The organism is Pseudomonas sp. TE21394 (assembly GCF_054057835.1).
Map to the genome: position 1 here is coordinate 4,295,884 of NZ_JBSRZR010000001.1, position 12,700 is coordinate 4,308,583.

Consider the following 12,700-nt stretch of genomic DNA (forward strand, 5'->3'; position numbering starts at 1 on the left):
TGCTCAGGGGTTGACCTGATAGCCGCGCCCCTGCAAGCAGCCGCTGTAGGCACTGGCACGGGCCTGGGCCTTTGCCTGGTCCTGGCCGCGGCGGTCCTGGCGCCGCTCCTGACGCTGGCGCATGCCACCGACTGCCGCCCCGGCGGCGGCCACTTCTCCGGCACGATTCTGCCGGTACTCCTGCTTGGCATCCTCGCCGACCCGGTCGTACAACGCGTCGTGCTGGTTACCACGCACCTGCGCATCTGCCGCTCCGGCAACCGCGCCGGCGGCGGCACCGCGCACACGGCCACCGACATGCGGGGCGGTGGCCGTCGCGGCGCTGTGCTCAGCATTGGTCGCGACGGTGTTGCAATCATTGATATCCAGCTGCATCTGCTGGCTGCCCTGGCCCTTGAGCGGCACCACCGACTGCGCCAGGGCGGCCGGTGCCGCGCACAGCAGCACCAACAGGTAACCCCACGTCAATCTACGCATGCTACACCTCCAGCGGGCGGGATCCCGACTTTCAGAATAGTTCGCCTTCTGCGCGGCGCCTGCTTCGCGGGTGAATCCGCTCCGACAGGAACTGCATCAGCCTGCGCAGCAAACGTCAGTTCAGGCCTGCGTCGTTCTGCGCTGGGCCGTTGCTGACGGTCTCCTGCAGCGGCTCGGCCTTGTCCAGTGGCAGGTGGTCGAACTCGCGCAGGCTATCCTTGCGGTACGGGTCGCCAATCCAGCGCGGGGCCACCACGAACTGTGGGCTTACCAGGCTTTTGCCCGGTTCGTAGCGGTCGTAGCTCAGCCCGGCGAGGTCGGACAGGGTATGGATCAGGTGCGAGCTGCTGTAGGGGCGGTCGACCATCGCCTGCAAGTCGCGCGGGTGCTCGGCCCGCCAGCTTGGCGAGGTCCACAGCAGGAACGGGATGGTGTACATCGGCCGGGTCGGCGCGCCTTCGTTGCGCCCCAGGCGGTCGTGGTTACCGGACCGGTACACGTCCTCGCCATGGTCAGACAGGTACAGCAGGAAGCCATTGGGGGTAGTGGCCGAATAACGCTTGATCAGGCTCGCGACCACGTAGTCGTTATAGCGCACCGCGTTGTCGTAGAAGTTGTAGGTTTTCACCTGCTCGCTCGTCAGCACGGCGGGCGCGCCCTGGCGGTCGGTGAAATGCGCGTAGTCGCCTGGGTAGCGGTAGCGATAGTCCATGTGCGTGCCCAACAGGTGCACGATGATGAACTTGTTCGGTGCCGGGTCCTGCAGGGCCTTGTCGAACGGCGCCAGCACCACCTCATCGTACTGGCTGGCATTCTGGTTACGCTGGTTGTTCAGGTAGACCGGCGCGTCCGTCTGCTGCGAGAACGTGGTCAGCATGGTGTTGCGCTTGGTCATGGTCTGCTGGTTGGTAATCCAGAAGGTCTTGTAGCCGGCCTGCTTCATCAGGTTGATCAGCGACGGATCGGTGAGGAAGCGGTCCGGGTTCTGCTCGTCGCCGAAGGTGAGGATCTGCTGCATCACTTCGATGGTGTAGGGGCGTGGCGACACCACGTTGCGGAACACCGTCAGGCCGTCGTCGCTGGCCGCCAGGGCATCGAGGTTGGGCGTGGTGTCACGGTTGTAGCCGTACAGGTGCATGTGTTCGCGGGTGGTCGATTCGCCCAGTACCAGCACCAGTGTGCGTGGCGCGGGACCGCTGCTGTCACGCAGGTCCTGCAAGGGCGGCAGCGCAGCATTCCGCGCCAGCAGTTGCTGCATGTTGTTCAACTGCTGACGGTACTGGCGGTAGCCGACCAGCAATTGCCAGGGCACGGCCGGTTCCATGCGCTGCTGGACCTTTTCTGCCGCGTCGGCAAAGCTGCGCTGCTGAGTGACCAGCTGTTTGTAGAACGGATACACCAGGTTGGCCAACAGCAACAGGGCAACCACTGGCAGGCGGCTGCGCAGCGGCAGGCGCACCGGGCGCACGCGCTTCCACAGCCACACGGCGACCAGCGTGTACAGCAGCAGTGCCAGGCCAAGGCCGACGCTGAAGTACTGGCTGAAGTACTCACCGGCCTCGGCGGTATTGGACTCGAACATCACGAAGATCACGCTTTGCGAGAACTCCTGACGATAAATGGCGAAGTAGCTCAAGCCCACCAGCGATGCAGCCCACAGGACCACACCGATGACCGCGGCCGTGGCACGGGTGAAGCGTGGCAGCAGCAGTACCGGGGCCAGCCACAGGCTGCTGAGGAACAGGGCATCGCGGAAACCGGCGAAACCGGTGGTGCCACTGAACAGCAGCAGCGCCTGGGTCACGCCCGAGAAGTACCAGAAAAACAGCAGGAGCCAGCCTAGGCCGGCCCAGTCCACGCGCTGCGGCGCAGAAGGGGAAGAAGTGTGTGACACGGATGCCTCGTCGTACCATGGCGGCCAGCGGATCTGCCCGGCGCCGGAAAAGCCGTGACGCTAATCTGCCGCGTGTGAAAATAACGTCAATCAGGCGCTGGCCCTGGCAAGGTATGATGTGCCCAGGCAATCCGCACTGACAGGTCGAGTGAGAATGAACCGTCGCAAGAAGATCAAGCAGCTGTTGCAGGCGCATGCCAAGAAGGCCAGTGCGAAGCTGGCACCACGCAAGCCAAAGTACATTTGCAAGGCGGACCGCCTGAAGATGGAAGCCGAGGCGGCGGCGGATACCGCCACCTGACCAACCAGCGCAGCCGTCAAGGCCGCGCCAGTTGCCGCGCCTCAACGGCGGTAGTGACGATAATCGTCATGGTAGCGCTGGTGCATGGCCCGCTCATGGCGGCGCTCCCAGTCTCGCCGGCGTTCCCAGTCGCGGCGGTATTCCCAGTGGCGGCGGCGCTCCCAGTCACGTCGGGCCTGCTCGCGACGCCACTGTTCGCGGCGCCAGTCGCTTCTGTGGTCATGCCAGCGGTCGTCACCATGGGCGAGCAGCGTGGCGGGCTGCCCATCGGCCACACTGGCCAGCTTCGCCCAGGGGTTAGCGGCAGGCTGCTGGGGTGACTGCACCGCCGGGGCAGCCGCTACGGACGGTTTCATGGGGGTTGCCGATGCCGTGCCCATCGCCGCCAACGAGAACAGGCCGAGCAGCATCAACCTTGCGACATGTATTTTCATGAGCGAAGCCAACCTCTGAGAACAATTGAGCCATCTGGCCAGCAGGTGGTTGGCGATTCTGTCTCGCGTCCCGCTACCTTTCTGTGCCTCCCACATAGACCGGCAAACGGAAAAAAGTTCGCTATGGCAACAACTTGTACAACATTTGAAACAACCTGATCAGCGGTTGCTGATACAGGCAAACACCGCGCGAAGGTGCATCTGATAGCTGCCGAACGCCACAATCGCGCCAGCGACCACCTCGGCTTCTTCCTGCGCATTCAGCGACAAGCCGTCCAGCCTGGCGACGAACTGCCGCCAGGGCAGCCCCCGGCCCTGCGGATGCGGCGCCAGGTGACGAGCGCCGAGGCCGGCGTGCAGCCCCAGGCGCTGGGCATGCTTGAGCAGAAACGCAGCCCCAAGGTTCGACCCCTCGCTGCAATACAGCCAGCCCAACGCCTGGGCCGGGCTGGCACAGACCTGTGAAGGGAGCGCCGGCACTGGCAGCCCCAGATCGCCCAGGTCATGCTCGATCGCTGCGAAACGCGACAGGGGCGCCAGCCCAGGCAGCAGCAGGTTGAGCTGTTCGTCGCGGTACATCGCCACCAGGCTGCCGTGAAAGCGATGCTGCACCTGCAGGAAGCGGCCGTAGCGTTCGTGGCTCTCGAAAGGCCTGGCCGCCATTACTCGTTGATCGACATCGTCGTGGGCCTGGCTGCTGGCAGCCTTCAAGCGTTTGCAGCGGCTGGGTTCGGTGAGCGATAGCGGCACTGAGGCCATCGGCGTATCCATAGCATGTGGGCAATGCGCCATGATGCTTGTCATCCCTGGCCTACAGCAAGCGCCAAGTAACAGGTTTGAGAAAGCTGCCGCTCTGCTGGGGAGTCATTTACCATGGCGGCCGCTTTGCCAATCATCGTCAAGGAAACCCGTCATGAGCACCCCGCAGTTCCGCACCCCCACCGCCGCAGACGCCGAGCGTTGCTACGCCATCGAGATCGGCGCGTACGAAGGGGACGAGGCGGCCACGCTGGACAAGATCCGCACCCGTATCGCGCAGTATCCGCAAGGCTTCCTGATGCTGAAGCAGGCGGGAGAGGTCGTCGGCTTCATCAACAGCGGCTGCGCCCATCAGGTGGTGATGGCCGATGAAGCCTTCAAGGAACTGGTCGGGCATGACCCGCTAGCGCCGAATGTGGTGATCATGTCGGTGGTGGTCGACCCGGCGCACCAGGGCAAAGGCTACGCCAGGTGCCTGATGGACGAGTTCGTCAGGCGCATGAAGACCGCGGGCAAGCAGAGCATCCACCTGATGTGCAAACAGCAGCATGTGCCGCTGTACCAGAAGATGGGTTACCAGTACGTGCAGCCATCGCCGTCGGCGCACGGTGGCATGGCCTGGCATGAGATGGTGATGGCCCTCTGACCGATTCAGCGTGCGCGGCCCGGGTCGCGACAGGGTTGCTGGCAGCCTGTCGCGACACGAGGCCTGCCGCTTTATCCGCCGCTGACCAGCTGCTGCGCCAGTCGATTGTGGCGCTCGAGCACCCGTGGCAGGTCGACGGTGAGCAGTTGGCCGTCCTGCACCACCACCCGACCGTTGATCACGCTGGTATGCACCTGGGTCGGGGTGCAGAACACCAGCGCCGCCAGCGGGTCATGCTGGCCGCCGGCATAGGCCACGTGCCCCAGGTCGAAGGCGACGAAGTCGGCGACCATGCCCGGGGCGAGGGCGCCGATGTCATTGCGGTTCAGCACCTTGGCGCCGCCGAGGGTGGCAATTTCCAGCGCTTCGCGCGCGGTCATCGCGTCGGGGCCGAAGCCGACCCGTTGCAGCAGCAAGGCCTGGCGCACTTCACCGATCATGCTGGCGCCGTCGTTGGAGGCCGAACCGTCGACCCCGAGGCCCACCGGCACGCCATGGTCGCGCATCTTGCGCACCGGGGCGATGCCCGAGGCCAGGCGCATGTTCGAGCACGGGCAGTGGGCCACACCGGTGCCGGTGCGGGCGAACAGCTCGATGCCGTGCTGGTCGAGTTGTACGCAGTGGGCATGCCACACATCGTGACCGACCCAGCCGAGGTCCTCGGCGTATTCGGCGGGGGTCATGCCGAACTTCTCGCGGCTGTAGGCAATGTCGCTGACGTTCTCGGCCAAGTGGGTGTGCAACGACACGCCGTACTGGCGCGCCAGCAGCGCCGCTTCGCGCATCAGGTCGCGGCTGACCGAGAACGGCGAGCAAGGCGCCACCACGATGCGGCGCATCGCGCCGTGAGCGGCATCGTGGTAGTCCTCGATCAGGCGCTGGGACTCCTTGAGGATGTCGGCTTCCTTCTCCACCACCGTGTCCGGCGGCAGGCCGCCCTGGCTGCGGCCCACGCTCATGCTGCCGCGGGCGGCGTGGAAGCGCATGCCGATCTCGTCGGCGGCGTGGATGCTGTCGTCGAGCTTGCAGCCGTTGGGGTAGATGTACAGGTGGTCGCTGGAGGTGGTGCAGCCGGACAGGATCAGTTCCGCCATGGCGGTCTGGGTCGACACCGCGATCATCTCGGGGGTCAGGCGCGCCCAGATCGGGTACAGGTTGGTCAGCCAGTTGAACAGTTCGCCGTCCTGGGCCGCCGGCACCACGCGGGTGAGGCTCTGGTACATGTGGTGGTGGGTGTTGACCAGGCCAGGGATGACCACTTTGCCGGCCATGTCCAGCACCACGTCGGCGTGCTGGGGGAGGGTGTCGCTGGGGCCGACCTGACGGATCAGGTTGTCTTCGATGAACAGGCCGCCGTTGCTGATCTCGCGGCGTTCGCCGTCCATGGTGACCAGCAGGGCGGCGTTTTTTACCAATAGCGTCTTGGGCATAGCATGTGCCTGCGCAATACCCAGCGACGATTGTCGCTGTCGTAGGCGCTGCGATATGTAAACAGAGTCCGCAAGGATTGTATACACCCGCTATGTTCGAACCCGCCACGGTCCGGGTGAACCCGCGCCCGCCCGGATCGTTCAGGCGCGCCCGTCATTCGGCCATCTGCAACTCCGGTAGCTTCACCCGGAACGCCCGCGTAAGCCCGAGCAGCATCACCAGGCCCAGGCCCATCCAGCACAGGCCGATGCTGAACGACAGGCTGGTCAGGCTGCCCCACAGCCACAGCGTGCTGAGAAAGCCCAGGCCAGGTACCACGCCATACAGCAGGTAGTTGCGGGCCCCACGCAAACGGTGGTCGACCAGGTAGTGCTTGACGACTGCCAGGTTCACCGCCGAGAACGCGAACAACGCGCCAAAGCTGATCATGTTGGCCACGGTGTCGAGGGTGATCACCAGGGCGACCAGCGACAGCAGGCTGACCACCACGATGGCCACGGCCGGCACGCGCTTTTTCGTCACCAGTCGGCCGAACGCCCGGGGCAGTGCACCGTCGCGGCCCATGGCGAACAGTACCCGCGACACGCTGGCCTGGGACACCATGGCCGAGGCGAAGCAACCGGCCACGTAGGTGGCGGTAAAGGCGGTCACCAGCAACTCACCGCCCACCCGCCGCATCACGTCCACCGAGGCCGAATCGGGGTCGGCGAAGCTGCCCCAGTCGGGGAACACCATCTGCGCGCAGTACGACACCAGCAGGAACAGCAGGCCACCGATCAGCGACACCGCCAGAATGGCCATCGGAATGCGATAGGTCGGGTTGCTGGTTTCCTCGGCCATGGTCGATACCGCATCGAAGCCGAGGAACGACAGGCACAGCACGGCAGCGCCGGTCATGATCAGTGGCACGCTGAAGCCGTCGTGATGGAAGGGCGCCAGCAGCGAAGCCGGTTCGGCCTGGCCGGCAATGTTGCGTATCGACAGGGCAACGAACACGACGATGAACACCAGTTGCAGCATCACCAGAAGCCAGTTGACCCGGGTGATTGATTCAATGCCAACCAGGTTGAGGCAGGTCACCAGGGCAATTGAGCCCAGCACCCATAGCCAGGCGGGGATGGCCGGAAAATACTCCGCCATGTAGATGCCGATCAGCAGGTAGCTGAGCAACGGCAGGAAGATGTAGTCGAGCAGCAGCGTCCAGCCGGTAATGAAGCCGATGTGGCTGCCGAACGCCTTGCGCGCGTAGGTATACACCGACCCGGAATAGGGGTGGGCCTGGACCATGCGCCCATAGCTGTAGGCGGTCAGCAGCATGGCGGCGAGGGTCAGCAGGTAGGCGGTGGGCAGGTGCCCCTTGGTCATCTGGGTAACCAGCCCGTAGGTGGTGAACACGGCCAGCGGCACCATGTAGGCCAGGCCGAACAGGATCAGTGCGGTCATGCCCATGGAGGTGCGCAAACGCCCGCTCGGGATCGAACCGGGGGCATGCGCGGCGGGAGAATGAGCTGTACTTGTTGTTGTATGCATTGCTAGCTCCTGGAAAGGGATGCAGGGCACCGCAGCAGGCGAGCGGGCTCGCTACCGGGGCGTTGTGCAAGGAGGTCGAGCGCGGGGCTCGCAGCGTGGGGCGGCTTGATCCTCCCACACCCTGCAGGTGCCCGGAATCACCCTTTGGGGTGAGCCGGACGGCGCGCACCGGCGCTCACCCCAAAGGGTGATTTCGATGCAGGCGCCGCCATGGGAGTATCTCCCCGACAACGCACCGCATTGCGGCGGTGCCCTACTTGAAATGGCAGGCCCACCGTGACCCATCGATTGCTTACACAACAGTGGTTCGAGCACCAGGCCAAGGTCACCGAGGCCATCGGCCGCCCGGGCTTTGCTGCCACCTTGTTCGCCGCACTGGGCGTGATTCACCCGATCCAGGCGACCACGGTGTACCTCTACCCGCACCACGGCATGCCCAGCGCATTGTTCGAGCAGGATGACAAGGCGCCCTGGCAGCCCGAAGGCAATGTCAGCCGCTACCTGTCGGGCTTCTATCTGCTCGACCCGTTCTACGGTGCCTGCGTGGAACAGGTCGAATCCGGCTGCTATGGCCTGTTCGAGGTGGCGCCGGACCATTTCGAGGTGAGCGAGTACTACCAGTCGTTCTACCGCCATTCGCACCTGCAGGATGAACTGAACTACATCCTGCAGCGGGTGCCCGGGCACAGCCTGGCCGTGTCGCTGGCCTTCACCGACAAGCTCGATGGGCACAGCCGCGCGTTGTTCGGTTGCATCACGCCCTGGGTGCTGGCAGTGCTCGGCAGGCATTTCGCCGGGCTCGACAGCCGTGCCGGGCGCTTCGAGAACCTTCTCGAGCAGCGCATCCATGCGGCCCTGAACAATTTCGGCAGCTCATTGCTCACCGAGCGTGAGTGCCGTATCGCGCAGCTGATCCTGCGTGGGCACTCCACCAGATCGCTGGCCGAGCGCCTGGGCGTGTCGGAAGACACCATCAAGTCGCACCGCAAGAACGTCTACGCCAAGCTCGACATCGGCACCCAGTCCGAACTGTTCTCCCTGTTCATCGACGCGCTGGCCAATGCCCAGGGCGTGCTGGGCAAGGACCCGCTGGAAAGCTACATGGGCAAGCTGCGCTGAGCGCCGGCAGCCCGCCCCCCCCCACCGCAAAGGAAAACCAACAATGAATGCGCCTTTCGCCCCGCTACGCCAGACCCGCGACTACCAGGCATCCGATGCCGCCCACCACATCCATGCCTTCCTCGACCAGAAGGCGCTGAACGCCGAAGGGCCACGGGTGATCGTCGGCGGTGAACGCCTGCACCTGTGGGACAGCGAGGGCAAGCGCTACCTCGATGGCATGTCCGGCCTGTGGTGCACCCAGCTCGGTTATGGCCGTCGCGACCTGACCGCCGCCGCCGCCACGCAGATGGACCAGCTGGCCTACTACAACATGTTCTTCCACACCACCCACCCGGCGGTGATCGAACTTTCCGAGCTGCTGTTCAGCCTGCTGCCCGCGCACTACAGCCACGCGATCTACACCAACTCCGGCTCCGAGGCCAACGAGGTGCTGATCCGCACCGTGCGCCGCTACTGGCAGGTGGTCGGCCAGCCGGCCAAGAAGATCATGATCGGCCGCTGGAACGGCTACCACGGCTCGACCCTCGCTGCCACGGCGCTCGGCGGCATGAAGTTCATGCACGAAATGGGCGGGCTGATACCGGACGTGGCACACATCGATGAACCTTACTGGTACGCCGAGGGCGGCGACCTGAGCCCGGCCGAGTTCGGTCGCCGCTGTGCCCTGCAACTGGAAGCAAAGATCCTTGAGCTGGGTGCCGAAAACGTCGCCGGTTTCATCGCCGAACCCTTCCAGGGCGCCGGTGGCATGATCTTCCCGCCGGAAAGCTACTGGCCCGAGATCCAGCGCATCTGCCGCCAGTACGATGTGCTGTTGTGTGCCGATGAAGTGATCGGCGGCTTTGGCCGCACCGGAGAATGGTTTGCCCATGAATATTTCGGCTTCCAGCCTGACACCCTGTCGATCGCCAAGGGCCTGACCAGTGGCTACGTGCCCATGGGTGGCCTGGTGCTGAGCAAGCGCATTGCCGAAGCGCTGGTGGAGCGGGGCGGGGTGTTTGCCCATGGCCTGACCTATTCCGGCCACCCGGTGGCGGCGGCGGTGGCCATCGCCAACCTGAAAGCGCTGCGCGACGAAGGCATCGTGCGCCAGGTCAGGGACGACACCGGGCCGTACCTGCAGCGCATCCTCCGTGAAGTGTTCGCTGACCACCCGCTGATCGGCCAGGTGCAGGGCGCGGGCCTGGTGGCAGCATTGCAGTTCGCCGAGCACAAGCCAACGCGCAGGCGTTTTGCCAACGAGAATGACCTGGCCTGGCAATGTCGCACCTTCGGTTTCGAGGAGGGGGTGGTCATTCGCTCGACCCTGGGCCGGATGATCATGGCGCCGGCGCTGGTCGCCAACCACAGCGAGCTGGACGAGCTGGTGGAAAAGACCCGCATCGCCGTGGACCGCACGGCGCGCCTGGTCGGCAAGCTCTAAGGATTTGTCAGCGTATCGCAATGCCTGTGGACCCTGAAGAAAACTGCTCCAACCGTTACCAGGAGTACAAATGTACACCCTCGCATTCTGGCAACAACGCGCCTCGGGCCTGTCCCTCCCGGCGCAGGCGCTGATCGACGGCAAGCCCGTCAACGCGCAGGACGGCGCCACCTTCGCCGCCATCAACCCCGCCACCAATACCGTGCTGGCACAGCTTGCCGCCTGCGGCCAGGCCGAAGTGGACCTGGCCGTCGCCAGTGCCCGCCGTGCCTTCGAACAAGGCCCGTGGCCGCGCATGGCTCCGCTCGAGCGCAAGAAGGTCCTGCTGCGCCTGGCCGAGCTGATCATGGCCCATCGCGAAGAACTGGCCCTGCTGGACTCGCTGAACATGGGCAAGCCGGTCATGGACGCCTACAACATCGACGTACCGGGCTCGGCCCATGTGTTCGCCCGGTATGGCGAGGCGCTGGACAAGCTGTACGACCAGGTGGCCCCCACCGCACCCAACGCGCTGGCCACCATTACCCGTGAGGCGTTGGGCGTTGTCGCCGCGGTAGTGCCGTGGAACTTCCCGCTGGACATGGCGGCGTGGAAGCTCGCCCCGGCCCTCGCCGCCGGCAACAGCGTGGTACTCAAGCCCGCCGAGCAGTCACCGTTCTCGGCCCTGCGCCTGGGCGAACTGGCGTTGCAGGCCGGCCTGCCGGAGGGCGTGCTGAACGTGCTGCCGGGCCTGGGCGAGCAGGCCGGGCGGGCGCTGGGCCTGCACCCGGACGTGGATTGCCTGGTGTTCACCGGCTCCACCCAGGTGGGCAAGTACTTCATGCAGTATTCGGCGCAGTCCAACCTCAAGCAGGTGTGGCTGGAGTGCGGCGGCAAGAGCCCCAACCTGGTGTTTGAGAACTGCCAGGACCTGGACCTGGCTGCGGAAAAGGCCGCGTTCGGCATCTTTTTCAACCAGGGCGAGGTGTGCTCGGCCAACTCGCGGCTGTATGTGCAACGGTCCATTCATGACGCATTCATCGAGCGCCTGCAGGCCAAGGCCCGCCAGTGGCTGCCGGGTAATCCGCTGGACCCGGCGAGCCGGGCCGGTGCGATTGTCGATGCGCAGCAGACCGGCCGGATCGAGGCGGCCATCGCCCGGGCAGGGCAGGAGGGTGCACGAAGGGTGTGTGGTGGCCGGCGCCTGACGATCGACGGTTCGGACAATTACATCGAGCCGACCATCTTCGCCGATGTCGGGGGCCACATGAACCTGGCACGGGAGGAGGTATTCGGGCCGGTGCTGGCGGTCAGCGTGTTCGACACTGAGGAACAGGCCGTGCGCCTGGCCAATGACAGCATTTACGGCCTGGCGGCGTCGCTGTGGAGCGATGACTTCAACCAGGTCCACCGCGTGGCACGGGCGCTGAAGGCCGGCACGGTGTCGGTGAACACGGTCGATGCGCTGGACGTGGCGGTGCCGTTCGGCGGTGGCAAGCAGTCCGGGTTTGGTCGCGACCTGTCGCTGCATGCGTTCGACAAGTATACGCAGCTCAAGACCACCTGGTATCAACTGCGCGGCTGATGCCGGTTGATCGATCGGGGCGGCCCTGCGGCTCTCCGCCGGCATGGCCGCCCTCATAGGTACTGTGCCGGCTGCAGGAGCGGCTTCTGCCGCGATCACCGGCACAGCCGACGCCATCCACTGCGTCGCCTGCATCGCGGATAAATCCGCTCCTGCATTCAAGCCTTACCTGGCTTGCCGGGCAATCAATGCCAGGCAGCGCTGCACCATCGGGCTGACGTCGCCCTTGCGCCGGCTGAGGATGATCGGGCTGACGGCACTGCTGTCGAGCAGGGCGACGTATGCGATATCGGTGCGGTGCTGTTGTTGCACCGAGGCCGGCACCAGCGTCACGCCCACGCCGACAGCCACCAGGCCAATGGCAGTCTGCAGTTCGTTGGCCCACTGGCTGACGCGGATGCTCATGCCGTGGTGGGCGAACAGTGCCAGTACATGGTCGGCATAGCTGGGCCGGGGGTTGGCGGGGTACAGGATGAACGCCTCGCGCGCCAATTCGGCGAGGGTGAGCGGCGCACCCGCCAGCGGGTGGCCCTTGGGCAGCACGGCCACCAACGGGTCTTCGCATAGCACCTGCTGCTGAATCGCCGGGTCATCGATGCGGATGCGCCCGAAGGCAATGTCGATGCGCCCGCTTTTCAGCGCTTCCACCTGCTGCAAGGTGGTCATCTCGTTCAGGCCCAGCTCCAGCTCGCTGTCCTGGCGCAGTTCGCGGATGAGCTCCGGCAACACCGTGTACAGGGTCGAGGGGGCGAAACCGATACCCAGCCATTGGCGCTGGCCCTGGCCGATGCGGCGGGTGTTGTCGCTGATGTTGTGCAGCTGTTGCAGCACGGTGCAGGTCTGTTCGTAAAAGAAGCGACCTGCCTCGGTCAGCCGCAACGGTCGTTCGCGCAGCACCAGCAACGTGCCCAGTTCGTCCTCGAGCTGGCTGATCTGCCGGCTCAGTGGAGGCTGGGCGATGTGCAGCAGCTCGGCGGCGCGGGTGAAGTTCAGGGTCTCGGCCAGCACCTTGAAGTAACGCAGGTGGCGCAGTTCCATCAGACCTCCAGGGTATGGTGGGAGATTCATTCGATATTGGACGGCCGTCAGGGTCTCGCGCAATCCTTGAGCGATCAAGTA

The 12,700-nt window shown here is 65.0% G+C and carries 12 protein-coding genes; 5 read left to right on the forward strand and 7 right to left on the reverse strand.

The annotated features are described in order from the left end of the window. Nucleotides 1-3: 3 nt before the first annotated feature. Entirely contained in the window at nt 4-477 is a 474-nt protein-coding gene (locus ACVWZT_RS19635) for a hypothetical protein (protein WP_457470879.1), read from the reverse strand. A 115-nt stretch (nt 478-592) separates the two neighbouring features. Continuing rightward, entirely contained in the window at nt 593-2,371 is a 1,779-nt protein-coding gene (locus ACVWZT_RS19640; protein ID WP_457470880.1) for a phosphoethanolamine transferase CptA, read from the reverse strand. A gap of 154 nt (nt 2,372-2,525) precedes the next feature. On the opposite strand from ACVWZT_RS19640, the gene ACVWZT_RS19645 reads away from it, so the two are divergent. Then, complete coding sequence (locus ACVWZT_RS19645) at nt 2,526-2,672, forward strand: DUF2986 domain-containing protein (RefSeq protein ID WP_296233101.1); 147 nt, start codon at nt 2,526-2,528, stop codon at nt 2,670-2,672. A 41-nt stretch (nt 2,673-2,713) separates the two neighbouring features. On the opposite strand, the gene ACVWZT_RS19650 is transcribed toward ACVWZT_RS19645, so the two are convergent. Together ACVWZT_RS19650 and ACVWZT_RS19655 are read right to left on the reverse strand one after the other, a co-directional pair. Next, the gene (locus tag ACVWZT_RS19650) at nt 2,714-3,082 is read right to left on the reverse strand and encodes a hypothetical protein (protein ID WP_457472122.1); all 369 of its coding nucleotides are present in this window, start codon (nt 3,080-3,082) and stop codon (nt 2,714-2,716) included. A 183-nt stretch (nt 3,083-3,265) separates the two neighbouring features. Next, nucleotides 3,266-3,865: a biliverdin-producing heme oxygenase gene (locus tag ACVWZT_RS19655; protein ID WP_457470881.1), complete on the reverse strand. Its 600-nt coding sequence runs from the start codon at nt 3,863-3,865 to the stop codon at nt 3,266-3,268. 154 nt (nt 3,866-4,019) lie between these two features. On the opposite strand from ACVWZT_RS19655, the gene ACVWZT_RS19660 reads away from it, so the two are divergent. Continuing rightward, nucleotides 4,020-4,511, forward strand: coding sequence for a GNAT family N-acetyltransferase (locus ACVWZT_RS19660; RefSeq protein WP_457470883.1), 492 nt, complete (start codon nt 4,020-4,022; stop codon nt 4,509-4,511). A 71-nt stretch (nt 4,512-4,582) separates the two neighbouring features. Here ACVWZT_RS19660 and ACVWZT_RS19665 read toward each other — a convergent pair whose 3' ends face one another. Both ACVWZT_RS19665 and ACVWZT_RS19670 read right to left on the reverse strand, forming a co-directional pair. Next, the gene (locus tag ACVWZT_RS19665; RefSeq protein WP_457470885.1) at nt 4,583-5,941 is read right to left on the reverse strand and encodes an 8-oxoguanine deaminase; all 1,359 of its coding nucleotides are present in this window, start codon (nt 5,939-5,941) and stop codon (nt 4,583-4,585) included. A gap of 154 nt (nt 5,942-6,095) precedes the next feature. Continuing rightward, complete coding sequence (locus ACVWZT_RS19670) at nt 6,096-7,472, reverse strand: APC family permease (RefSeq protein ID WP_457470887.1); 1,377 nt, start codon at nt 7,470-7,472, stop codon at nt 6,096-6,098. Between the two features lie 276 nt (nt 7,473-7,748). On the opposite strand from ACVWZT_RS19670, the gene ACVWZT_RS19675 reads away from it, so the two are divergent. The 3 genes from ACVWZT_RS19675 (at nt 7,749) to ACVWZT_RS19685 (ending at nt 11,581) form a co-directional block, all read left to right on the forward strand. Further along, nucleotides 7,749-8,591 carry a helix-turn-helix transcriptional regulator gene (locus ACVWZT_RS19675; RefSeq protein ID WP_296233096.1) on the forward strand — a complete coding sequence of 281 codons (843 nt, stop codon included), beginning with the start codon at nt 7,749-7,751 and terminating at the stop codon, nt 8,589-8,591. 43 nt (nt 8,592-8,634) lie between these two features. After that, nucleotides 8,635-10,017 carry an aspartate aminotransferase family protein gene (locus ACVWZT_RS19680; protein WP_457470889.1) on the forward strand — a complete coding sequence of 461 codons (1,383 nt, stop codon included), beginning with the start codon at nt 8,635-8,637 and terminating at the stop codon, nt 10,015-10,017. A gap of 70 nt (nt 10,018-10,087) precedes the next feature. Then, complete coding sequence (locus ACVWZT_RS19685) at nt 10,088-11,581, forward strand: aldehyde dehydrogenase (RefSeq protein ID WP_457470891.1); 1,494 nt, start codon at nt 10,088-10,090, stop codon at nt 11,579-11,581. A 165-nt stretch (nt 11,582-11,746) separates the two neighbouring features. Here ACVWZT_RS19685 and ACVWZT_RS19690 read toward each other — a convergent pair whose 3' ends face one another. Next, on the reverse strand, nt 11,747-12,619 hold the full coding sequence (locus ACVWZT_RS19690) for a LysR family transcriptional regulator (protein ID WP_296233093.1): 873 nt from the start codon (nt 12,617-12,619) through the stop codon (nt 11,747-11,749). Between the last annotated feature and the right edge of the window lie 81 nt (nt 12,620-12,700).

What these genes read in the sequence shown, in the direction of transcription:
- ACVWZT_RS19635 (WP_457470879.1), bottom strand. Translation starts at nt 477, where the DNA reads ATGCGTAGATTGACGTGGGGTTACCTGTTGGTGCTGCTGTGCGCGGCA.
- ACVWZT_RS19645 (WP_296233101.1), top strand. Translation starts at nt 2,526, where the DNA reads ATGAACCGTCGCAAGAAGATCAAGCAGCTGTTGCAGGCGCATGCCAAG.
- ACVWZT_RS19650 (WP_457472122.1), bottom strand. Translation starts at nt 3,082, where the DNA reads ATGCTGCTCGGCCTGTTCTCGTTGGCGGCGATGGGCACGGCATCGGCA.
- ACVWZT_RS19655 (WP_457470881.1), bottom strand. Translation starts at nt 3,865, where the DNA reads ATGGCCTCAGTGCCGCTATCGCTCACCGAACCCAGCCGCTGCAAACGC.
- ACVWZT_RS19660 (WP_457470883.1), top strand. Translation starts at nt 4,020, where the DNA reads ATGAGCACCCCGCAGTTCCGCACCCCCACCGCCGCAGACGCCGAGCGT.
- ACVWZT_RS19665 (WP_457470885.1), bottom strand. Translation starts at nt 5,941, where the DNA reads ATGCCCAAGACGCTATTGGTAAAAAACGCCGCCCTGCTGGTCACCATG.
- ACVWZT_RS19670 (WP_457470887.1), bottom strand. Translation starts at nt 7,472, where the DNA reads ATGCATACAACAACAAGTACAGCTCATTCTCCCGCCGCGCATGCCCCC.
- ACVWZT_RS19680 (WP_457470889.1), top strand. Translation starts at nt 8,635, where the DNA reads ATGAATGCGCCTTTCGCCCCGCTACGCCAGACCCGCGACTACCAGGCA.
- ACVWZT_RS19685 (WP_457470891.1), top strand. Translation starts at nt 10,088, where the DNA reads ATGTACACCCTCGCATTCTGGCAACAACGCGCCTCGGGCCTGTCCCTC.
- ACVWZT_RS19690 (WP_296233093.1), bottom strand. Translation starts at nt 12,619, where the DNA reads ATGGAACTGCGCCACCTGCGTTACTTCAAGGTGCTGGCCGAGACCCTG.